This is a genomic window from Enterobacter sp. 22499 (assembly GCF_052044815.1).
GTDB classification, from domain to species: Bacteria; Pseudomonadota; Gammaproteobacteria; order Enterobacterales; family Enterobacteriaceae; genus Enterobacter; species Enterobacter bugandensis.
This window is the reverse complement of record NZ_JBQENR010000001.1, coordinates 727,782-747,869: the sequence shown is the minus strand read 5'-3', so window position 1 is coordinate 747,869 and position 20,088 is coordinate 727,782. Positions and strand designations below refer to the sequence as shown.

Sequence of the window (20,088 nt, the reverse complement as noted above, 5' to 3'; positions counted from 1 at the left end):
GCGTACATGTATACGAAGATTTTAGGTACCGGCAGCTACCTGCCAAAACAAGTGCGTACCAACGCCGATCTGGAAAAAATGGTAGATACGTCTGACGAGTGGATTGTCACGCGCACAGGTATCCGTGAACGTCGTATCGCCGCGCCAGACGAAACCGTGTCCACCATGGGTTACGAAGCCGCACAGCGCGCTATCGAAATGGCGGGTATCGATAAAGAAGAGATTGGCTTGATCGTGGTTGCCACGACGTCTGCCACGCATGCTTTCCCAAGCGCGGCGTGTCAGGTGCAGAACATGCTCGGTATTAAAGGCTGCCCGGCGTTTGACGTTGCCGCTGCGTGCGCAGGTTTCACCTACGCGCTGAGCATTGCCGATCAGTATGTTAAATCTGGCTCCGTCAAATATGCGCTGGTTATCGGTGCTGACGTTTTGGCGCGTACCTGCGATCCAACCGATCGCGGAACGATCATTATTTTCGGTGATGGTGCCGGTGCGGTGCTGCTGGGGCAGTCCGAAGAGCCGGGTATCATCTCCACGCATCTGCATGCCGATGGCCGCTACGGCGAGCTGTTAACGCTGCCTAACGCCGATCGCGTTAATCCGGACAGCTCCATCTACCTGACCATGGCGGGTAACGAGGTGTTCAAGGTGGCGGTGACCGAGCTTGCGCACATTGTCGATGAGACGCTGGAAGCAAATAACCTTGAACGCACCGCGCTCGACTGGCTGGTGCCGCATCAGGCGAACCTGCGTATCATCAGCGCCACCGCTAAAAAGCTGGGCATGTCGATGGATAACGTTGTGGTGACGTTGGATCGTCACGGCAACACCTCTGCGGCGTCGGTACCGTGCGCATTTGATGAAGCGGTACGCGACGGACGAATCAAACGGGGCCAGCTGGTCTTGCTTGAAGCCTTCGGTGGCGGGTTCACCTGGGGTTCCGCGCTGGTTCGTTTCTAGTATAAGGAATAAAAAATGACGCAATTTGCTTTTGTGTTCCCGGGCCAGGGTTCTCAAACCGTTGGGATGTTGTCTGAAATGGCAGCAAACTACCCGGTCATTGAAGAGACTTTTCGTGAAGCTTCTGATGCGCTGGGTTATGATCTGTGGGCGCTGACCCAACAGGGTCCGGCCGAAGAGCTGAACAAAACCTGGCAAACTCAGCCAGCGTTGCTGACTGCGTCCGTTGCGCTGTGGCGCGTATGGCAGCAGCAGGGCGGTAAAGCGCCAGCGCTGCTCGCGGGCCATAGCCTGGGTGAATACTCTGCGCTGGTGTGCGCCGGTGTGATTGCGTTTGCTGACGCGGTGCGCCTGGTAGAACTGCGCGGTAAATTCATGCAGGAAGCGGTGCCAGAAGGAACGGGTGGCATGTCTGCCATTATTGGTCTGGATGATGCCGCGATTGCAAAAGCGTGTGAAGAATCTGCTGAAGGGCAGGTGGTTTCTCCGGTTAACTTCAACTCGCCGGGCCAGGTTGTTATTGCTGGTCATAAAGAAGCCGTTGAACGTGCCGGTGCTGCCTGTAAAGCCGCGGGCGCCAAACGCGCACTGCCGCTGCCGGTCAGCGTACCGTCTCACTGCGCACTGATGAAGCCCGCAGCCGAGAAACTGGCGGCTGAGCTGGAAAAAATTACCTTTAACGCACCGACGATTTCCGTTGTGAACAACGTCGATGTGAAATGCGAAACCGCGCCGGAGGCTATCCGTGACGCACTGGTTCGCCAGCTCTATAGCCCGGTACAGTGGACCAAAACCGTTGAGTTTATGGCCTCTCAGGGCGTTGAGCACCTTTATGAAGTCGGTCCTGGTAAAGTCCTCACCGGTCTGACGAAACGTATTGTTGACACCCTGACTGCCTCGGCGATTAACGAGCCGGAAGCGATGTCAGCGGCACTCTCGCAATAAAAGAGGAATACCATGAGTTTTGAAGGAAAAATTGCCCTGGTTACTGGCGCAAGCCGCGGTATCGGGCGTGCAATTGCTGAAACACTGGTCGCGCGCGGCGCGAAGGTGATTGGTACAGCAACCAGCGAGAATGGCGCTCAGGCCATCAGCGAGTATCTGGGTGCGAACGGTAAAGGTCTGGTACTGAATGTGACCGAACCTGCATCTATCGAATCTGTTCTGGAAAATATTCGCGCAGAGTTTGGTGAAGTGGATATTCTGGTCAATAATGCCGGGATCACTCGCGACAACCTGCTGATGCGAATGAAAGATGATGAGTGGAACGATATTATCGAAACCAACCTGTCATCTGTATTCCGTCTGTCAAAAGCGGTAATGCGCGCTATGATGAAAAAGCGTCATGGTCGTATTATCACTGTTGGTTCTGTGGTTGGTACCATGGGAAATGCTGGTCAGGCTAACTACGCTGCGGCGAAAGCAGGTCTGATCGGTTTCAGTAAGTCGCTGGCGCGTGAAGTCGCGTCCCGCGGGATTACTGTAAACGTTGTTGCTCCGGGCTTTATTGAAACGGACATGACGCGTGCGCTGACTGATGATCAGCGTGCGGGTACGCTGGCGGCAGTTCCGGCGGGTCGTCTTGGCGACCCTAAAGAAATCGCCAGTGCGGTTGCATTTTTAGCCTCTGACGAAGCGGGTTACATCACTGGTGAGACCCTCCACGTCAACGGCGGGATGTACATGGTTTAATCACGATCGAAAATATTTGCGTTATTAGGGCAAATGGCCTCAAAATAACGTAAAATCGTGGTAAGACCTGCCGGGATTTAGTTGCAAATTTTTCAACATTTTATACACTACGAAAACCATCGCGAAAGCGAGTTTTGATAGGAAATTTAAGAGTATGAGCACTATCGAAGAACGCGTTAAGAAAATTATCGGCGAACAGCTGGGCGTTAAGCAGGAAGAAGTTGTGAACTCCGCTTCCTTCGTTGAAGACCTGGGCGCAGATTCTCTTGACACCGTTGAGCTGGTAATGGCTCTGGAAGAAGAGTTTGATACTGAGATTCCGGACGAAGAAGCTGAGAAAATCACCACCGTTCAGGCTGCCATTGATTACATCAACGGCCACCAGGCGTAAGTGAACATCTCCAGGCGGTCATTCGACCGCCTGAGTTTTATCTTTTTTAGTCCCACGTATCTCTTTTTTTATCCCTCCCTGGAGGACAAACGTGTCTAAGCGTCGTGTAGTTGTGACCGGACTTGGCATGTTGTCTCCTGTCGGCAATACCGTAGAGTCCACCTGGAAAGCTCTCCTTGCCGGTCAGAGCGGCATCAGCCTAATCGACCATTTCGATACTAGCGCCTATGCAACGAAATTTGCTGGCTTAGTAAAGGATTTTAACTGTGAAGAGATCATCTCGCGCAAAGAACAGCGCAAGATGGATGCCTTCATTCAATATGGAATTGTCGCTGGCGTTCAGGCCATGCAGGATTCTGGCCTTGAGATTACGGAAGAGAACGCAACCCGTATCGGCGCCGCTATCGGCTCCGGGATTGGTGGTCTTGGCCTGATCGAGGAAAACCATACATCGCTGATGAATGGCGGACCGCGTAAGATCAGCCCGTTCTTCGTTCCGTCCACGATTGTTAACATGGTGGCAGGTCACCTGACCATTATGTTCGGCCTGCGTGGGCCAAGCATTTCTATCGCTACCGCGTGTACGTCTGGCGTACATAACATCGGCCAGGCCGCGCGTATCATTGCGTACGGCGATGCAGATGCTATGGTTGCGGGCGGTGCTGAAAAAGCCAGTACCCCACTGGGTGTTGGTGGTTTCGGCGCAGCGCGTGCGCTCTCTACCCGTAACGATAACCCTCAGGCGGCGAGCCGTCCGTGGGATAAAGACCGCGATGGTTTCGTGCTGGGTGACGGCGCAGGTATGCTCGTACTGGAAGAGTACGAACATGCGAAAAAACGTGGCGCGAAAATTTATGCTGAAGTCGTTGGCTTCGGGATGAGCAGCGATGCGTATCACATGACGTCTCCTCCGGAGAACGGCGCGGGTGCTGCGCTGGCGATGGAAAATGCGATCCGTGATGCGGGTATTACCCCTGCACAGATTGGCTACGTTAACGCACACGGCACTTCTACGCCTGCAGGCGATAAAGCAGAAGCGCAGGCGGTTAAGTCTATCTTCGGCGAGGCTGCCAGCCGCGTAATGGTCAGCTCCACGAAGTCCATGACCGGTCACCTGCTGGGTGCGGCGGGTGCAGTAGAGTCAATCTACTCTATCCTTGCGCTGCGCGATCAGGCTGTGCCGCCAACCATCAACCTGGATAACCCGGATGAAGGTTGCGATCTGGACTTCGTTCCGCACGAAGCGCGTCAGGTTAGCGGTATGGAGTACACCCTGTGTAACTCCTTCGGCTTTGGCGGCACGAATGGTTCTCTGATCTTCAAAAAGGTCTGAGCCTGACTGCCCGAAAGCTATAAAAAAAGGTCCGCTTAGCGGGCCTTTTTTATTAGGGAAAATCCCCTTGTCCGGCTTTTAACATCCTGCCAGACTGAGCCTCCACGCATAAGGAGCCACCATGTTTTTAATTAATGGCCTTGAGCAAGAAACGCTGCCGGCAAGCGACAGGGCAATCCAGTTTGGCGATGGTTGTTTCACCACTGCGCGTATTCTTGACGGTGAGGTGAGCCTGCTTGACGCCCATATCCGTCGTTTACAAACAGCCTGCGAGAAATTGCTGATTCCCTTCATGCAGTGGGACATTCTCGAGCGCGAGATGCGCCGGCTGGCGTCAGGTAATACAAACGGCGTTTTAAAAGTTATTCTTAGCCGCGGCAGCGGCGGGCGAGGGTACAGCGGTTCCGCCTGTCAGCATCCCACGCGTATTCTTTCCGTATCAGCGTATCCTGCTCACTATGCGCGCTGGCGTGAGGAGGGGGTAATGCTGACGCTGAGCCCGGTACGGCTGGGGCGAAACCCTATGCTCGCCGGAATAAAACATCTCAACCGCCTTGAACAGGTGCTTATTCGTACTCATCTTGAACAGACGGACGCCGATGAGGCGCTAGTCCTTGACAGCGAAGGGTTCATTACGGAATGCTGTGCGGCTAATTTACTCTGGCGGAAGGGCCGTGAGGTCTTCACCCCTTCGCTGGAGCAGGCTGGGGTTAACGGCATCATGCGCCAGTTTTGTTTGCAACAGCTGGCACATGCAGGCTTTCGCGTTGTCGAAGTAAACGCGAAGGAAGAGGCGCTGCTGTCCGCCGATGAAGTTGTGATCTGCAATGCGCTGATGCCTGTTATACCCGTTCGGGCGTATGGTCAACAGCGCTGGTCTTCGCGAGAGCTCTTTACGTTTTTAGCCCCGATATGTGAGCAAATCAAAAAGTCATGAAGAAAATGTTGCGCTTTGTCCTTCTCCTGCTCGTTGCGCTGGGTATTGCCGGCGGAGCGGGAGTATGGAAGGTTCGCCAGCTGGCGGACAGTAAAATACTGATTAAAGACGAGACGATTTTTACCCTGAAAGCCGGTACCGGGCGGATGGCGCTGGGCGAGCAGCTTTACGGGGATAAAATCATCAACCGTCCACGCGTGTTCCAGTGGTTATTGCGTATCGAGCCTGAACTGTCTCACTTCAAGGCTGGTACCTATCGCTTTACGCCCGGCATGACCGTCAGAGAGATGCTGCAGCTGCTGGAAAGCGGTAAAGAGGCACAGTTCCCGCTGCGCTTTGTTGAAGGGATGCGCTTAAGCGATTACCTCAAGCAGCTGCGTGATGCGCCTTACATCAAGCACACGCTAAAAGACGATCGCTATGAGACGGTCGCCGAGGTGCTGAAATTTGAACATCCTGAGTGGGTGGAAGGCTGGTTCTGGCCAGACACCTGGATGTATACGGCGAGCACGACCGATGTGGCGATTCTTAAACGGGCACACAAAAAGATGGTTGAGGCAGTTGATTCCGCCTGGGAAGGGCGCATGGACGGGCTGCCTTATCAAGATCAAAACCAGTTTGTGACAATGGCCTCGATCATTGAGAAAGAGACGGCCGTGGCGGCCGAGCGCGACCGGGTCGCGTCGGTATTTATCAACCGCCTGCGCATCGGCATGCGTCTGCAAACCGACCCGACCGTCATCTACGGCATGGGCGAGAGCTATGCCGGTAAGATCTCCAGAAAAGATCTGGAGACGCCAACGGCGTATAATACCTACGTGATTAACGGCTTGCCGCCGGGCCCGATAGCCACGCCGAGCGAGGCTTCGCTCAAAGCCGCCGCGCACCCGGCCAAAACACCGTATCTCTATTTTGTGGCTGATGGAAAAGGGGGGCATACCTTTAACACCAACCTTGCCAGCCATAATCGCTCTGTTCAGGACTATCTGAAGGCACTTAAGGAAAAAAATGCGCAGTAAATACATTGTCATTGAGGGACTCGAAGGGGCGGGTAAAACCACCGCCCGTAACGTGGTAGTGGATACGCTGAAATCGCTTGGCGTCGCTGACATGGTCTTTACCCGCGAGCCGGGCGGTACTCAGCTGGCGGAGAAACTGCGCAGCCTGGTGCTGGATATTAAATCCGTTGGCGACGAGGTTATTACTGACAAAGCCGAAGTGCTGATGTTCTATGCGGCGCGCGTCCAACTGGTTGAGACCGTGATTAAACCTGCGCTGGCCGACGGCAAGTGGGTGATCGGTGACCGTCACGATCTGTCGACTCAGGCCTATCAGGGCGGCGGACGCGGTATTGACCAGGCGATGCTGGCAACCCTTCGCGATGCCGTACTGGGGGATTTTCGCCCGGACCTGACCCTCTACCTGGATGTGACCCCGGAAGTGGGCCTCAGGCGCGCCCGCGCGCGCGGCGAACTGGATCGCATTGAGCAAGAGTCATTCGATTTCTTTAACCGCACGCGCGCGCGCTATCTTGAGCTGGCCGCACGGGACAGCGCAATTCGTACCATTGACGCCACGCAATCTCTGGACGACGTCACGCGCGATATTCAACAGACCGTTACGCAGTGGCTACAGGAGCAGCAGGCATGAAATGGTATCCATGGTTGCGCCCGCACTTTGAACAGCTGATCGCCAGCTATCAGGCCGGTCGGGGGCATCATGCGTTACTGATTCAGGCGTTGCCGGGAATGGGGGATGATGCGTTGATCTACGCCATCACTCGTTTTCTGATGTGCCAGCAGCCGGAAGGGCATAAAAGCTGCGGTAAATGCCGCGGCTGCCAGCTGATGCAGGCCGGCACGCATCCTGACTACTACACGCTTGAGCCTGAGAAGGGCAAAAGCGCGCTCGGCATTGATGCCGTGCGTGAAGTCAGCGAGAAACTGTACGAACATGCGCGTCTGGGCGGGGCAAAAGTGGTCTGGCTCAACGACGCTGCGTTGCTTACCGAGGCGGCGGCGAACGCGCTGCTTAAAACCCTGGAAGAGCCGCCGGAAAAGACGTGGTTTTTCCTTTCCTGCCGGGACCCGGGACGTTTACTGGCGACGCTGCGCAGCCGTTGTCGTCTCCATCATCTGGCGGTGCCTCAGGAATCGTGGGCGTTAAGCTGGCTTGAGCGAGAGGTGACAACGTCACAGGAGAGTGCGTTGTCTGCGCTGCGCCTCAGCAGCGGCGCCCCCGCGGCGGCGCTGGCATTACTACAGCCTGATGTCTGGTCGCAGCGAGAAGCGCTTTGCCGGGCCGTTGAGGCTTCACTTAACAACCAGGACTGGCTGAGTTTACTGCCTGCGCTGAATAGCGATCGGGCCGTCGAGCGTCTGCACTGGCTGGCCTCCTTATTGCTCGATGCGCTAAAAATCCAGCAAGGGGCTACGCTGCTGACTAACCCGGACGCGTGGCCCCTGGTGAACATGCTGGCGAGCCGCCTTACAGGCGCGTCTCTGCACGCTATCCTTCATGATGTTTGCGAGAGCCGCGAACAGCTTTTAACCGTGACGGGTCTTAATCGCGAGCTTTTGCTGACCGACCAGTTACTGCGTATTGAACACTACCTGCAACCGGGCGTTACGCCGCCTGTTTCCCATCTCTGAGAGAGACATTATGTTTTTAGTCGACTCACACTGCCATCTTGATGGCCTGGATTATCAATCCCTGCACAACGACGTGGATGACGTGCTGGCGAAAGCCGCTGCCCGCGATGTGAAATTTTGTCTTGCGGTGGCGACGACGCTGCCAGGGTATCGCTCAATGCGTGAGCTGGTGGGCGATCGCGATAACGTGGTGTTCTCCTGCGGCGTTCATCCGCTGAACCAGGATGAAGAGTATGACGTAGAAGAGCTGCGCCGACTGGCAGCAGAAGCGGGCGTCGTGGCGATGGGTGAAACCGGGCTGGACTATTTTTACACGCCGGAAACGAAAGCGCGCCAGCAGGCGTCTTTCCGCAACCATATTCGCATCGGCCGCGAACTGAATAAACCGGTCATCGTACATACACGCGATGCGCGCGCCGATACGCTGGCGATCCTCCGGGAAGAAAACGTGACGGATTGCGGTGGCGTACTACACTGTTTCACAGAAGACAGAGAAACGGCGGGTAAACTGCTTGATTTGGGGTTTTATATTTCGTTTTCCGGGATCGTGACGTTCCGTAACGCTGAGCAGCTCCGTGATGCTGCGCGATATGTCCCGCTCGATCGCATTCTGGTGGAAACAGACTCTCCGTATCTGGCGCCGGTACCGCATCGCGGTAAAGAGAACCAGCCGGCCATGACGCGAGACGTCGCAGAGTACATGGCCGTGCTTAAAGGCGTCAGTATCGAAGAGCTGGCCCGCGTCACGACGCAAAACTTCTCTGCGCTGTTCCATATCGACCCCGCCCGCCTGCAATCCGTCTGATAAGCCTGTTTTTTTTAGGCTCGTAATTAATAAATAAAACGAGTAAAGTTCACCGCCTCATTTGGGGCGGTGACGGTGTTCTTAGAAACATCCAGACATGCTTTTTGTAAATTACTGAAAGTTTTTCGACCGTCTTAAGCTGAAACGTGATAGCCGTCAAACAAACTCAGAGGGAATTATTTTACTCTGTGTAATAAATAAAGGGCGCTTAGATGTCCTGTCCACGGCACGGTACTCCCCCCGGGCCAATGCGTGAAAACGTAAAAAAAGCACAAATACTCAGGAGCACTCTCAATTATGTTTAAGAATGCATTTGCTAACCTGCAAAAGGTCGGTAAATCGCTGATGCTGCCAGTATCCGTACTGCCTATCGCAGGTATCCTGCTGGGTGTCGGTTCTGCTAACTTCAGCTGGCTGCCAGCCGTAGTTTCCCATGTGATGGCTGAAGCAGGCGGTTCCGTCTTTGCTAACATGCCTCTGATCTTCGCTATCGGTGTGGCGCTGGGCTTCACCAATAACGACGGCGTTTCTGCGCTGGCTGCAGTGGTTGCTTACGGCATCATGGTGAAAACCATGGCTGTGGTTGCGCCGCTGGTTCTGCATTTACCGGCAGAAGAGATTGCCGCGAAACACCTGGCAGATACCGGTGTTCTGGGCGGTATCATCTCCGGTGCGATTGCAGCGTATATGTTCAACCGCTTCTATCGCATCAAGCTGCCTGAGTATCTGGGCTTCTTCGCGGGCAAGCGTTTTGTTCCGATCATCTCTGGTCTGGCAGCGATTTTCACTGGCGTGATCCTCTCCTTCATCTGGCCACCAATCGGTTCCGCTATCCAGACCTTCTCTCAGTGGGCTGCTTACCAGAACCCGGTTGTCGCGTTCGGTATCTACGGCTTCATCGAGCGTTGCCTGGTGCCATTCGGTCTGCACCACATCTGGAACGTTCCATTCCAGATGCAGATTGGTGAATTCACCAACGCAGCAGGTCAGGTGTTCCACGGCGATATCCCACGTTACATGGCGGGTGACCCAACTGCAGGTAAACTGTCTGGTGGCTTCCTGTTCAAAATGTACGGCCTGCCGGCTGCTGCGATTGCAATCTGGCACTCTGCTAAGCCAGAAAACCGTGCAAAAGTGGGCGGTATCATGATCTCCGCAGCGCTGACCTCGTTCCTGACCGGTATCACCGAGCCGATCGAGTTCTCCTTCATGTTCGTTGCGCCAATCCTGTACATCATCCACGCTGTACTGGCTGGCCTGGCGTTCCCAATCTGTATCCTGCTGGGTATGCGTGACGGTACGTCCTTCTCTCACGGCCTGATCGACTTTATCGTTCTGTCCGGTAACAGCAGCAAGCTGTGGCTGTTCCCAATCGTGGGTGCGTGCTATGCCGTTGTTTACTACACCATCTTCCGCGTGCTGATCAAAGCACTGGACCTGAAAACTCCGGGTCGTGAAGATGCAACTGAAGACAGCAAAGCAGGCGCGACCAGCGAAATGGCTCCGGCACTGGTTGCTGCGTTCGGCGGTAAAGAGAACATCACTAACCTGGACGCGTGCATCACTCGTCTGCGTGTGAGCGTTGCCGACGTTGCGAAAGTGGACCAGCCGGGTCTGAAAAAACTGGGTGCAGCGGGCGTGGTTGTTGCAGGTTCGGGCGTTCAGGCTATCTTCGGTACTAAATCCGATAACCTGAAAACCGAAATGGATGAGTACATCCGCAACAGCTAAGCTGTGACCTGGGGAGACTAAGGCAGCCGAATGGCTGCCTTTTTTATTGCTGTGGTTTGTTGTGCCAACACTCAGAAGTCGTAGCTTGCGCTCACCGAGACGTTCAGCGGTGCGCCATAAACCACGTAAGAGCCGACGTAATCGTAATACTCTTTGTCGAACAGGTTGTTGACGTTCGCCTGAATAGCAAAATCTTTGGTGACCTGATAGCGGCTGAACAGGTTAACCAGTCCATAGCTGCCTTGCTCTGCGCGGGATTGTCCCGCCGGGCCACCGTCCACATCCGTCCACACTTTGTTCTGCCAGTTTACGCCACCGCCCACCGTCAGCGCCGGCAGCATTGGCAGTTGATAACGGGTAAACAGCTTCATTGTCGTGCGCGGCTGATCGGAACTGACAGCGCTGCCGTTCTTATCTTCCGCAATGTAGCGGGTCGCGCCGAACGTCAGCTGCCAGTTATCGGTCAGGGCGCCGTTCAGCTCGAACTCAATCCCTTTGCTGACCACGCCGTCCAGCGATTCATAAATCGATTCACCGCTCGGCATGTAGGTATAGGTGTTGCTCGCCACGTTATCCTGCTCGATGCGGAAAATCGCCAGCGAGGTGGTCAGACGGGTATTAAACCAGTCTGCTTTAACACCGGCTTCGTAGCTTTTGCCCGTGGTTGGATCGAGATAACGTCCGCTGGCGTCGCGCTTGTCCTGCGGCTGGAAGATGGAGGTATAGCTGACGTAGGTCGACCAGTCTTCGTTGATATCGTAGACCAGGCCCGCGTAAGGCGTTACGTCATCTTCAGTGCTTTCCAGACGGGTGTCAGGAGAGCCCGCCGGGTTATAGCGAATGTTGTAGTTGGTGTAGCGCGCACCGAGGATCAGGTGCAGCGGGTCAGCCAGCGAGAAGCGGGCGGAGGTGTACGCTGAGGACTGGCGAATGTCATCCTGGCTGTAGAGCTTCCACGGGGTCCACTGCGGATCGGCGATATTTCCGTTCCAGTTTTTGAAATTCCCCACGTCCACCATGCCGTACAGCGCATCCGGCATTCTGTTGTCATAGTGGTTGCGCTGTCGGCTGAAGCTGCCGCCAAACATCATCTCATGCTGGCGGCCGAAAAGATCGAAGCCGCCGCGCAGGAAGGCATCAACCGCATCCTGTTTGCGTTCACCTCTGTTCCAGCCGCCGTAGCCAACCATGCCCGCCCCGGTCTCTTTTTCCGGATAGCCGGACATATACATCAGCTTGCTGTCGAAGTTGGTCTCCGCGTGCATGCCGTTGACGTGCGCTTCCCAGCCGTTGTCGAAACGCTGGGTCAGGTTAGCGAAGATGCGGGTGCTATCCTTGTCTGAGTAGGCCCAGTCAGGCGCGACGGTCTGGCTGCGATTGTAGTCGGTTTTACTCCCGTCGCTGTACCAGGTCGGCAATCCGCCCCAGGTCGGATCGGCGGTGTGGCTTTCCTGATATTCATACCCTACAGAGAGGGTGGTGCTGTCGGTGACGTCCGCATCCACCACGCCGTAGAGGAACTTCTTCCGGTAGTGGTAGTTATCCACGAAGCTGTCGTTGTCCTGATAGCCCGTAATCAGGCGTCCCCGTACCTTCCCGGACTCTACCAGCGGTGCCTGGAGATCCAGCACGTAGCGCTGTTTGTCCCAGCTGCCGTAGCTGGCGGAGACATTGCCTTTGAACTCATTGCTGTCCGCATGCTTACGCACCATATTGACGTACGCCGCCGGGTTACCGGTGCCGGACATCAGCCCGGTCGCGCCGCGAACCACTTCGATACGGTCGTAAATCGCGGTATCGGCGGCGGTGTCGCCGAAGTTCCACACTTCGCTGATGGAGGTTGGCAGGTCGTCAAAGGCGTAATTACTGACGAAAAATCCGCGCGAGTAAAATACGGTACGATCGCTGTCCTGCACCTGCGCCGTTACGCCCGTGGTGTTAGTCAACACCTGGCCGATAGACTGCAGGTTCTGATCCGCCATGCGCTGTTGGCTAATGACGCTAACGGACTGTGGGATATCGCGTGGAACCAGCAACAGCTTTGTGCCGGTGGTGGTGGTTTTTACGCTGTAATCCCGGTCCTGACTTGCGGAAGGATCCTGCGTATTGTCAAAACCTCCATCCACGACGACGGTGTCTTCGGTTGCTGATGCAGCGAAAGCGGCGGCTGGCGTCAATGCCATAGCAATACAGGCTGCCAGCAACGAAGGTGTTGCGACAGGCTGACGTTGCCCATCCCTGGTGTGATCAATGAAAGACATTATCAAACCCTTATGAACGGTGAAGAGTGTTTGCGTCAGTCCCACAAATACGGTCTGACGTCGTTTTCTATGTTAAAAATGCGCATGAAAATGCAAATGCGAAATATACGCATTGCCATTAATGCTGTAAACAGATGTGTCGTGCGAAACTGAAATAATGTTTCAGCCCGTTAAGGCACGCGAGCGGTCACTCTTCAGTCAGCTGATGAATATTCAGCAAAGAATTCGGGGGAGAAGGTTGAAAGGACAGGAGAAACTCGCTCATACTCTTGAATTGTGTCACACAGTCCTCCAGAGAGTGTGTTAACAGCGGACGCACCTAACAAAAAAGGAAAAGGTCATGGCTGAAGAAACGATTTTCAGTAAAATTATTCGCCGCGAAATCCCGTCGGATATCGTCTATCAGGATGAACTGGTAACGGCTTTCCGGGACATTTCCCCTCAGGCACCGACGCACATCCTTATCATTCCTAATATTCTGATTCCGACCGTAAACGACGTAAAAACCGAGCACGAAGTGGCGTTAGGTCGTATGCTGACGGTGGCGGCGAAAATTGCCGAGCAGGAAGGCATAGCGGAAGACGGTTATCGTCTGATCATGAACTGTAATCGTCATGGCGGCCAGGAAGTTTATCATATTCACATGCATCTGCTGGGTGGACGTCCGCTGGGACCGATGCTGGCTCACAAAGGTCTGTAACATGTTTAAAGGGCGTATTGCAGCGCTGGTAATGACGATGATGGTTGTGGGGTGCAGCACGCGTCCGGCGATCCCCGTCAGCGATGAACAGACGCTGGTGATGGAATCCTCCGTGCTGGCTGCGGGCATCACGGCGCAACAGCCCGCACTGACCATCAGTGAAATTAAATCTTCTGCCTCCTCTACGCTCTATAACGAAAGAAATGAACCGGTGACGGTCCACTACCGTTTTTTCTGGTATGACGTAAGAGGTCTTGAGATGCACCCGCTGGAGGCGCCGCGTAGCGTCACTCTTCCGGCAAGGTCGTCGGTAACGCTCTATGACAGCGCCAGCTATTTGGGTGCGCATAAGGTGAGACTTTATCTTTATCTCTAAGGGGTGAACCTTGATTAAAAATATGAGCCGTTATGCGCTCGTGACCGCATTCGCGCTGTTCCTCGCAGGGTGTGTGACCCGTACAGAACAGCCAGCACCTGTGGAAGAGGCAAAGCCGGGTACCGAGCAGCCGACACCGCCAACGCAGACCCAGCCAACCGTGCCGTCTGTACCGTCTATTCCGTCACAGCCTGGCCCGATTGAACATCAGGACCAGACGTCACAGCCTGCGCCGCGCGTGCGCCATTACGACTGGAACGGTGCGATGCAGCCGATGGTCGGTAAAATGCTGCAGGCTCAGGGCGTGACGGCAGGCAGCGTGCTGCTGGTCGATAGCGTGAACAACCGTACCAACGGTTCGCTGAACGCGGGCGAAGCGACAGAAACGCTACGCAATGCGCTGGCAAACAACGGTAAGTTTACGCTGGTCTCTGCTCAGCAGCTCGCGTTAGCCAAACAGCAGCTGGGCCTGTCGCCGCAGGATAGCCTCGGCTCCCGCAGCAAGGCGATTGGCATTGCCCGCAACGTTGGCGCCCAGTATGTGCTGTACTCTAATGCGACCGGTAATGTGAATACCCCAGCCCTGCAGATGCAGCTGATGCTGGTTCAGACAGGCGAAATTATCTGGTCAGGTAAAGGTGCGGTTACGCAACAATGACACCACGCGTGATGAGATTCTGACGCGTTATTTTCCACAGTACCGCCTTATCGCGCCGCAGGCCCACTCCGGGCTTAGCGGCGCGAGTTGCATTATAGCGCGGGGCGCGCACCGTCTGGTCTTGCGGCAGAACCACGATCCCTTCGCCCCGGCTTTCCAGTTTCGCCGTCAGTTTCGCGCCCTCAAACGCCTTCCGTCGGATCTCGTGCCTGAACCCCGATTTTTCAGCAAGGGCTGGATGGCCGTCGACTATCTGGAGGGGGAGGTGAAAAGCGCGCTGCCGGACACCCCAGCGCTTGCGGCGATGCTGTATCATCTGCACCAGCAACAGCGTCTGGGGTGGCGAATCGCCTTACTTCCACTGCTGGAAAACTACTGGCAACAAGCCTCTCCAGCAAGACGTACCCCAGTGTGGCTTGCGCATCTCAAACGGCTGCGTAAAGCGGGCGAGCCGCAACCGATTCGGCTCTCGCCATTACATATGGATGTGCACGCCGGAAATATTGTGCATACGCCACAGGGCGCCAGGCTTATCGACTGGGAATATGCCGGAGACGGCGATGTGGCGCTGGAGCTGGCCGCGGTCTGGACGGAAAGTGAAGCCGCGCGGCAGAAACTCATCAGAGAGTATGCCAGCGTTGCGCACTTTAACGCCGATGCGCTGGCACGCCAGGTGAGACGCTGGCGGCCCTGGGTCATCATGCTGATGGCGGGCTGGTTTGAGATGCGTTTGCATCAGTCCAGAGATAAACACTTTATTGCGCTGGCAGACGATGCCTGGCGCCAGTTACAAACGAAAGGATAAGAGAGGTGAGTGTGGGTCCAGTCATGTTGGATGTAGAAGGGTTTGAGCTGGATGCGGAGGAGCGTGAAATTCTGGCGCATCCGCTGGTGGGCGGCCTGATCCTGTTTACCCGCAACTATCACGATCCGGCGCAACTGCGTGAACTGGTGCGCCAGATCCGCGCCGCGTCGCGCAATCATCTGGTGGTGGCCGTCGATCAGGAAGGCGGCCGCGTGCAGCGTTTTCGCGACGGTTTTACCCGCCTGCCGGCAGCCCAGTCTTTCGCCGCGCTGCTCGGCACGGAAGAGGGTGGGAAACTGGCGCAGGAAGCCGGCTGGCTGATGGCCAGCGAAATGATTGCCATGGATATCGACATCAGCTTTGCCCCGGTTCTGGACGTGGGGCATATCAGCGCCGCCATTGGCGAGCGCTCGTACCATGACGATCCGCGCATTGCGCTGGCCATGGCGACCCACTTCATTGACGGCATGCACGATGCCGGGATGAAAACCACCGGGAAACACTTCCCGGGCCACGGGGCGGTGACGGCGGATTCCCACAAAGAGACCCCGCGCGACCCGCGTCCGGAAGCGGAAATTCGCGCCAAAGATATGTCGGTGTTCCGCTCGCTTATCACCGATAACAAGCTGGACGCCATTATGCCCGCGCACGTGATTTACAGCGACGTTGATCCGCGTCCTGCCAGCGGCTCCCCGCACTGGCTGAAAACCGTTCTGCGCCAGGAGCTGGGTTTCAACGGCGTCATTTTCTCCGACGATCTGTCGATGGAAGGGGCGGCAATCATGGGCAGCTATGCTGAGCGCGGTCAGGCCTCGCTGGATGCAGGTTGCGATATGATCCTGGTCTGCAATAATCGTACAGGTGCCGTTAGCGTGTTGGATAACCTGTCACCGATCAATGCAGAGCGTGTTACGCATTTGTATCATAAAGGTTCATTTAGCCGTCAGGAGCTGATGGATTCGGCGCGCTGGAAGTCGGTCAACGCCCGGCTTGAAGACCTGAATGAGCGCTGGCAGGCACATAAAGCCAGCCTGTAAACCCTCCCGGAAGGCGTAGCGTGGTGAGAAGACAATGATCATCTATTTACACGGTTTTGACTCAAACAGTCCTGGTAATCATGAGAAGGTGCTACAGCTGCAGTTTATCGATCCCGATGTACGGCTGATTAGCTACAGTACGCGCCATCCGAAGCATGATATGCAGCATCTGCTCAAAGAGGTGGACAAGATGCTGCAGCTTAACGTCGACGATCGCCCGTTGATTTGCGGCGTGGGGCTGGGCGGCTACTGGGCGGAGCGGATTGGCTTCCTGTGCGACATCCGCCAGGTGGTCTTCAATCCTAACCTTTTCCCGAATGAGAACATGGAAGGCAAAATTGACCGCCCGGAAGAGTATGTCGATATTGCGACCAAGTGCGTGAGCAACTTCCGTGAGAAAAACCGCGATCGCTGTCTGGTGATCCTCTCGCGTAATGATGAAGCACTGAACAGCCATCGGGCCGCAGAGCTGCTGCATCACTATTACGAGATCGTCTGGGACGAAGAGCAGACCCACAAGTTCAAGAACATCTCCCCGCATCTCCAGCGCATCAAAGCCTTTAAAACGCTGGGCTAAACCACAGCCTGCCACTTCAGAAACCCGGTCGCGAACGCGCACCGGGTTTCTTTTTGTCCAGAATTGTCTACTTTTAAGCCATCAAAACTTGATGCATATCAATTTTGGTATGACCAATGCGCCTGACGTGTTATTCTCAATGCACCTGAATGGTTTCAGTGCTGTAACCTGTTGTTAATTAAGGGTTATTTTCATAACTTTTAATTAACAATTGGTTAATAATTTGAGGGGGTCACGTTGACTACGCCATTGAAAAAGATAGTGATTGTAGGCGGTGGTGCTGGCGGGCTGGAGCTGGCCACACAGTTGGGCAAGAAGCTGGGGCGCGGTAAAAAAGCCAAAATCACGCTGGTGGATCGTAACCACAGCCACCTGTGGAAACCGCTGCTGCACGAAGTGGCGACCGGCTCACTGGATGAGGGCGTGGACGCGCTGAGCTATCTGGCGCACGCGCGCAACCATCATTTCCAGTTCCAGCTGGGCTCGGTGGTTGACATCAACCGTGAAAGCAAAACCATCACTCTGGCAGAACTGCGTGATGAAAAAGGGGAGCTGTTGGTTCCTGAGCGCAAGCTGCCGTACGACACCCTGGTCATGGCGCTGGGCAGTACCTCCAACGACTTCAACACGCCGGGCGTGAAAGAGCACTGTATCTTCCTCGATAACCCGCACCAGGCGCGTCGTTTCCATCAGGAAATGCTGAACCTGTTCCTGAAGTACACCAGCAATATGGGTGCGAATGGCAAGGTTAACATTGCCATTGTCGGCGGCGGCGCGACAGGCGTTGAGCTGTCCGCAGAGCTGCACAATGCGGTTAAACAGCTGCACAGCTACGGTTACAAAGGGTTAACTAACGAAGCGCTGAACGTGACGCTGGTTGAAGCGGGTGAGCGTATTCTGCCTGCGCTGCCTCCGCGCATTTCAGGCGCAGCGCACAATGAACTGACGAAACTGGGCGTGCGCGTCCTGACGCAGACCATGGTGACCAGCGCTGACGAAGGTGGATTGCACACCAAAGACGGCGAGTATATCAAAGCGGATCTGATGGTCTGGGCGGCAGGTATCAAAGCGCCTGACTTTATGAAAGATATCGGTGGTCTGGAGACGAACCGCATTAACCAGCTGGTCACCGAGCCGACGCTGCAAACCACGCGCGACCCTGAAATCTTCGCTATTGGTGACTGTGCCTCCTGCGCGCGTCCTGAAGGGGGCTTCGTGCCGCCGCGCGCTCAGGCCGCGCACCAGATGGCAAGCCTGGTGCTGCACAACATCCTGGCGCAGTACAAAGGCAAGCCAATGAAGGCGTATGTCTATAAAGACCACGGTTCTCTGGTATCGCTGTCAAACTTCTCTACCGTCGGTAGCCTGATGGGTAACCTGATGCGTGGCTCGATGATGGTGGAAGGGCGCATTGCACGCTTCGTGTATATCTCCCTGTACCGTATGCACCAGATCGCGCTGCACGGTTACTTTAAAACGGGCCTGATGATGCTGGTGGGCAGAATCAACCGCGTCATTCGTCCACGTCTGAAGCTGCACTAATCTTTCACTCCCTCCGGGCCCTCCGGAGGGATTTTTTAGCATATCATGCTGCTCGTCGTGGATTAGGTGCCTAAGAGTTCTCCTAAACGCGATATATCTCTCCCCGATGTCCACTTTTTGATCCTTTGTCTTATTGGCGAAGCCGCGCCTCCATAGCAGAATTGTTACCAATAGCAACAAAGGAGGAAGTCCCGTGAATAAATCAATGTTGGCGGGTATAGGGATCGGCGTCGCAGCTGCGTTAGGTGTGGCTGCTGTTGCCAGTCTCAACGTTTTAGATCGCGGCCCGCAGTATGCGCAGGTGGTTTCTGCAACGCCTATTAAAGAAACCGTAAAAACCCCACGTCAGGAGTGCCGTAACGTCTCCGTAACCCACCGTCGTCCGGTACAGGATGAAAACCGTATTGCCGGCTCTGTTCTGGGTGCGGTAGCGGGTGGGGTGATTGGTCACCAGTTTGGCGGTGGCCGGGGTAAAGATGTCGCGACCGTGGTCGGCGCGCTGGGTGGCGGCTATGCCGGTAACCAGGTGCAGGGCGCAATGCAGGATAACGATACTTACACCACGACCCAGCAGCGCTGTAAAACCGTCTATGACAAGTCGGAAAAAATGCTGGGCTATGACGTGACCTACAAAATTGGCGATCAGCAGGGCAAAATCCGCATGGATAAAGACCCGGGCACCCAAATTCCACTGGATGGAAACGGCCAGCTGGTACTGAATAACAAAGCGTAAAAAAGATGTTCTCTGAACTTAGCTCCTCAAGCGCTCAGGCTGAGGAGCTTTTTTTGCGTCAGATTTTGAGCAGTTCAGGCCACAGGCGCAGCGTGGTGTCGGAAATGTTCTGCAGTTTTTCCAGCGTCGCCCCTTCACGGGCGCTGATCGACATTCCCTGTAAAATACAGCTCAGGTATTGCGCCAGCATCTGAGGCTGGCAGTGTGCGGGAATTTCACCGCGCTGCTGGCGCTGAGCCAGAAATGCGCTGAGCGTCTCCTCCTGCATCGCATGACGCGATTTCACCGTATTGGCGATCTCTTTTGATGCTGCCGCCAGGGTGGCAGAGGTGTTAATCATAAAGCAGCCCGCGGGCGTCTCTTTACTGGTGAAGCAGGTGGCAACGGCGGTAAAGTAATCCCGTAGCGCCTGTTCAACGCTTTTCTCTTCACAAAATAGCTGGGCTTCGTGTTTCGCCGCAAAGCGCGAAATGTACCTGTCCAGCACCGCCCTGAACAGCCCCTCTTTATTGGTAAATTCAGCATAAAGCGTCGGCGCTTTAGCTCCGGTGGCTTCTACCAGATCGGAAAGCGAGGTCGCTTCATACCCATGTTGCCAGAAGAGAGTCATGGCCTTATCAAGCGCTGCATCCCTGTCGAACACTTTTGGTCGGCCACGGCTTTTCTTCACACAACTCGTGACGTCGGTTGTCATTTGCCGTTGGTCCTCTGTTGGTTTGTTGAATGACCATTATAAAAATAAACGCAACCCACCACCAGTGCAGAATGCTTAAAAATAAATTAATCATATATGTATGAAAAATAACAATTTTAAAATTTAATTAATGCTCGTTATAAAAATGTGTTGACGCGTGAGCTGGATCACATTTATTATTTATCTATCGATCGTTAACTAAATA

General features: G+C 55.0%; 21 protein-coding genes. 19 read left to right on the top strand and 2 right to left on the bottom strand.

Features of this window, described 5'->3' with window-relative positions; translation table 11 throughout:
• Nucleotides 1–6: 6 nt before the first annotated feature.
• The 11 genes from ACTJI7_RS03700 (at nucleotide 7) to ptsG (ending at nucleotide 10,500) form a co-directional block, all read left to right on the top strand.
• Nucleotides 7–960, top strand: a complete 954-nt coding sequence (locus tag ACTJI7_RS03700; RefSeq protein WP_041910515.1) for a beta-ketoacyl-ACP synthase III — start codon at nucleotides 7–9, stop codon at nucleotides 958–960.
• Between the two features lie 15 nt (nucleotides 961–975).
• A complete protein-coding gene (gene fabD, locus ACTJI7_RS03695; RefSeq protein WP_028012717.1) occupies nucleotides 976–1,905 on the top strand; it encodes an ACP S-malonyltransferase in 930 nt (309 codons plus the stop codon).
• A 12-nt stretch (nucleotides 1,906–1,917) separates the two neighbouring features.
• Nucleotides 1,918–2,652, top strand: coding sequence for a 3-oxoacyl-ACP reductase FabG (fabG, locus tag ACTJI7_RS03690; protein WP_010429699.1), 735 nt, complete (start codon nucleotides 1,918–1,920; stop codon nucleotides 2,650–2,652).
• Between the two features lie 154 nt (nucleotides 2,653–2,806).
• Complete coding sequence (gene acpP / locus ACTJI7_RS03685; protein ID WP_003857954.1) at nucleotides 2,807–3,043, top strand: acyl carrier protein; 237 nt, start codon at nucleotides 2,807–2,809, stop codon at nucleotides 3,041–3,043.
• A 91-nt stretch (nucleotides 3,044–3,134) separates the two neighbouring features.
• On the top strand, nucleotides 3,135–4,376 hold the full coding sequence (gene fabF, locus ACTJI7_RS03680; protein ID WP_045630098.1) for a beta-ketoacyl-ACP synthase II: 1,242 nt from the start codon (nucleotides 3,135–3,137) through the stop codon (nucleotides 4,374–4,376).
• Between the two features lie 121 nt (nucleotides 4,377–4,497).
• Nucleotides 4,498–5,313: an aminodeoxychorismate lyase gene (pabC, locus tag ACTJI7_RS03675; RefSeq protein WP_063153830.1), complete on the top strand. Its 816-nt coding sequence runs from the start codon at nucleotides 4,498–4,500 to the stop codon at nucleotides 5,311–5,313.
• Entirely contained in the window at nucleotides 5,310–6,332 is a 1,023-nt protein-coding gene (gene yceG / locus ACTJI7_RS03670; RefSeq protein ID WP_063153831.1) for a cell division protein YceG, read from the top strand. Before pabC ends, yceG begins: the two co-directional genes overlap by 4 nt.
• The gene (tmk, locus tag ACTJI7_RS03665) at nucleotides 6,322–6,963 is read left to right on the top strand and encodes a dTMP kinase (protein WP_041910511.1); all 642 of its coding nucleotides are present in this window, start codon (nucleotides 6,322–6,324) and stop codon (nucleotides 6,961–6,963) included. Before yceG ends, tmk begins: the two co-directional genes overlap by 11 nt.
• Nucleotides 6,960–7,964 (top strand): DNA polymerase III subunit delta', encoded by a 1,005-nt coding sequence (holB, locus tag ACTJI7_RS03660; protein WP_045261638.1) that lies wholly within the window; start codon nucleotides 6,960–6,962, stop codon nucleotides 7,962–7,964. Before tmk ends, holB begins: the two co-directional genes overlap by 4 nt.
• Nucleotides 7,965–7,974: 10 nt before the next feature.
• On the top strand, nucleotides 7,975–8,769 hold the full coding sequence (locus ACTJI7_RS03655; protein ID WP_028012723.1) for a metal-dependent hydrolase: 795 nt from the start codon (nucleotides 7,975–7,977) through the stop codon (nucleotides 8,767–8,769).
• A 297-nt stretch (nucleotides 8,770–9,066) separates the two neighbouring features.
• Nucleotides 9,067–10,500 (top strand): PTS glucose transporter subunit IIBC, encoded by a 1,434-nt coding sequence (gene ptsG / locus ACTJI7_RS03650; protein ID WP_028012724.1) that lies wholly within the window; start codon nucleotides 9,067–9,069, stop codon nucleotides 10,498–10,500.
• Between the two features lie 71 nt (nucleotides 10,501–10,571).
• Here the strand turns inward: ptsG and fhuE are convergent, their stop codons facing one another.
• Complete coding sequence (fhuE, locus tag ACTJI7_RS03645; protein ID WP_045630101.1) at nucleotides 10,572–12,761, bottom strand: ferric-rhodotorulic acid/ferric-coprogen receptor FhuE; 2,190 nt, start codon at nucleotides 12,759–12,761, stop codon at nucleotides 10,572–10,574.
• A gap of 340 nt (nucleotides 12,762–13,101) precedes the next feature.
• Here fhuE and hinT point away from each other — a divergent pair, with 340 nt between their 5' ends.
• The 8 genes from hinT to ACTJI7_RS03605 all read left to right on the top strand — a co-directional run bounded on the left by hinT (nucleotide 13,102) and on the right by ACTJI7_RS03605 (nucleotide 19,189).
• Nucleotides 13,102–13,461 carry a purine nucleoside phosphoramidase gene (hinT, locus tag ACTJI7_RS03640; RefSeq protein ID WP_006809243.1) on the top strand — a complete coding sequence of 120 codons (360 nt, stop codon included), beginning with the start codon at nucleotides 13,102–13,104 and terminating at the stop codon, nucleotides 13,459–13,461.
• A 1-nt stretch (nucleotide 13,462) separates the two neighbouring features.
• Nucleotides 13,463–13,837 carry a YcfL family protein gene (locus tag ACTJI7_RS03635; RefSeq protein WP_041910507.1) on the top strand — a complete coding sequence of 125 codons (375 nt, stop codon included), beginning with the start codon at nucleotides 13,463–13,465 and terminating at the stop codon, nucleotides 13,835–13,837.
• A 13-nt stretch (nucleotides 13,838–13,850) separates the two neighbouring features.
• Nucleotides 13,851–14,495 (top strand): penicillin-binding protein activator LpoB, encoded by a 645-nt coding sequence (gene lpoB / locus ACTJI7_RS03630; protein WP_126327402.1) that lies wholly within the window; start codon nucleotides 13,851–13,853, stop codon nucleotides 14,493–14,495.
• Nucleotides 14,476–15,300 (top strand): thiamine kinase, encoded by an 825-nt coding sequence (thiK, locus tag ACTJI7_RS03625; protein WP_440669713.1) that lies wholly within the window; start codon nucleotides 14,476–14,478, stop codon nucleotides 15,298–15,300. The genes lpoB and thiK overlap by 20 nt, the downstream gene beginning before the upstream one ends.
• A gap of 11 nt (nucleotides 15,301–15,311) precedes the next feature.
• Nucleotides 15,312–16,337 carry a beta-N-acetylhexosaminidase gene (nagZ, locus tag ACTJI7_RS03620; RefSeq protein ID WP_440670040.1) on the top strand — a complete coding sequence of 342 codons (1,026 nt, stop codon included), beginning with the start codon at nucleotides 15,312–15,314 and terminating at the stop codon, nucleotides 16,335–16,337.
• 34 nt (nucleotides 16,338–16,371) lie between these two features.
• Nucleotides 16,372–16,914: an alpha/beta hydrolase YcfP gene (gene ycfP / locus ACTJI7_RS03615; protein WP_008500781.1), complete on the top strand. Its 543-nt coding sequence runs from the start codon at nucleotides 16,372–16,374 to the stop codon at nucleotides 16,912–16,914.
• Nucleotides 16,915–17,151: 237 nt separating this feature from the next.
• Nucleotides 17,152–18,456 carry an NAD(P)/FAD-dependent oxidoreductase gene (locus ACTJI7_RS03610; protein WP_008500780.1) on the top strand — a complete coding sequence of 435 codons (1,305 nt, stop codon included), beginning with the start codon at nucleotides 17,152–17,154 and terminating at the stop codon, nucleotides 18,454–18,456.
• Between the two features lie 193 nt (nucleotides 18,457–18,649).
• Entirely contained in the window at nucleotides 18,650–19,189 is a 540-nt protein-coding gene (locus ACTJI7_RS03605; RefSeq protein WP_028012731.1) for a glycine zipper 2TM domain-containing protein, read from the top strand.
• Between the two features lie 58 nt (nucleotides 19,190–19,247).
• On the opposite strand, the gene comR is transcribed toward ACTJI7_RS03605, so the two are convergent.
• Entirely contained in the window at nucleotides 19,248–19,883 is a 636-nt protein-coding gene (gene comR, locus ACTJI7_RS03600) for a TetR family copper-responsive transcriptional repressor ComR (protein WP_028012732.1), read from the bottom strand.
• Nucleotides 19,884–20,088: the final 205 nt, after the last annotated feature.

What these genes read in the sequence shown, in the direction of transcription:
- ACTJI7_RS03635 (WP_041910507.1), top strand. Translation starts at nt 13,463, where the DNA reads ATGTTTAAAGGGCGTATTGCAGCGCTGGTAATGACGATGATGGTTGTG.
- acpP (WP_003857954.1), top strand. Translation starts at nt 2,807, where the DNA reads ATGAGCACTATCGAAGAACGCGTTAAGAAAATTATCGGCGAACAGCTG.
- hinT (WP_006809243.1), top strand. Translation starts at nt 13,102, where the DNA reads ATGGCTGAAGAAACGATTTTCAGTAAAATTATTCGCCGCGAAATCCCG.
- pabC (WP_063153830.1), top strand. Translation starts at nt 4,498, where the DNA reads ATGTTTTTAATTAATGGCCTTGAGCAAGAAACGCTGCCGGCAAGCGAC.
- ptsG (WP_028012724.1), top strand. Translation starts at nt 9,067, where the DNA reads ATGTTTAAGAATGCATTTGCTAACCTGCAAAAGGTCGGTAAATCGCTG.
- yceG (WP_063153831.1), top strand. Translation starts at nt 5,310, where the DNA reads ATGAAGAAAATGTTGCGCTTTGTCCTTCTCCTGCTCGTTGCGCTGGGT.
- comR (WP_028012732.1), bottom strand. Translation starts at nt 19,883, where the DNA reads ATGACAACCGACGTCACGAGTTGTGTGAAGAAAAGCCGTGGCCGACCA.
- ycfP (WP_008500781.1), top strand. Translation starts at nt 16,372, where the DNA reads ATGATCATCTATTTACACGGTTTTGACTCAAACAGTCCTGGTAATCAT.
- fabG (WP_010429699.1), top strand. Translation starts at nt 1,918, where the DNA reads ATGAGTTTTGAAGGAAAAATTGCCCTGGTTACTGGCGCAAGCCGCGGT.
- fabD (WP_028012717.1), top strand. Translation starts at nt 976, where the DNA reads ATGACGCAATTTGCTTTTGTGTTCCCGGGCCAGGGTTCTCAAACCGTT.
- ACTJI7_RS03700 (WP_041910515.1), top strand. Translation starts at nt 7, where the DNA reads ATGTATACGAAGATTTTAGGTACCGGCAGCTACCTGCCAAAACAAGTG.
- tmk (WP_041910511.1), top strand. Translation starts at nt 6,322, where the DNA reads ATGCGCAGTAAATACATTGTCATTGAGGGACTCGAAGGGGCGGGTAAA.
- fhuE (WP_045630101.1), bottom strand. Translation starts at nt 12,761, where the DNA reads ATGTCTTTCATTGATCACACCAGGGATGGGCAACGTCAGCCTGTCGCA.
- ACTJI7_RS03655 (WP_028012723.1), top strand. Translation starts at nt 7,975, where the DNA reads ATGTTTTTAGTCGACTCACACTGCCATCTTGATGGCCTGGATTATCAA.
- holB (WP_045261638.1), top strand. Translation starts at nt 6,960, where the DNA reads ATGAAATGGTATCCATGGTTGCGCCCGCACTTTGAACAGCTGATCGCC.